This is a genomic window from Buttiauxella gaviniae ATCC 51604 (assembly GCF_001654835.1).
Lineage (GTDB): Bacteria > Pseudomonadota > Gammaproteobacteria > Enterobacterales > Enterobacteriaceae > Buttiauxella > Buttiauxella gaviniae.
Genome location: NZ_LXEP01000105.1, coordinates 1 through 471, shown reverse-complemented (window position 1 = coordinate 471; position 471 = coordinate 1). Strand labels below are relative to the sequence as shown.

Sequence of the window (471 nt, the reverse complement as noted above, 5' to 3'; positions counted from 1 at the left end):
CTGACTAACCCCACGCTGCCGCTGGAGGCTGTGATTGAAGCCGCCAGACTGGCCGGTGCGCATGAGTTTATTTGTGAGCTGCCTGAAGGGTACGACACGATTGTGGGTGAGCATGGCGCCGGGTTGTCTGGCGGGCAACGCCAGCGCATTGCCATCGCCCGTGCGTTAATTACCAATCCTCGTATCCTGATTTTTGATGAGGCGACCAGTGCCCTGGATTATGAGTCAGAAAAAATTATTCAGGACAACATGCGCCAGATTTGTGAAGGCAGAACGGTACTGATTATTGCTCACCGTCTGTCTGCCGTACGCGAAGCCAATCGGATTGTGGTCATGGAGCGCGGCCAGATTGCTGAAGTCGGCCATCATAATGAACTGATTGAGCAACCGGGCGGCATTTACGCGCATTTGTATGCGTTACAACAGGGAACCGTTAAAGGGGCGACCGCATGAGCATCAGGCTAAAACTTG

The 471-nt window shown here is 53.7% G+C and carries 1 protein-coding gene; it reads left to right on the top strand.

The window, feature by feature from the left end:
- Positions 1-453 (top strand): ATP-binding cassette domain-containing protein (locus tag M977_RS23925; protein ID WP_157092148.1); only part of this gene is annotated, 453 nt, incomplete at its 5' end.
- Between the last annotated feature and the right edge of the window lie 18 nt (positions 454-471).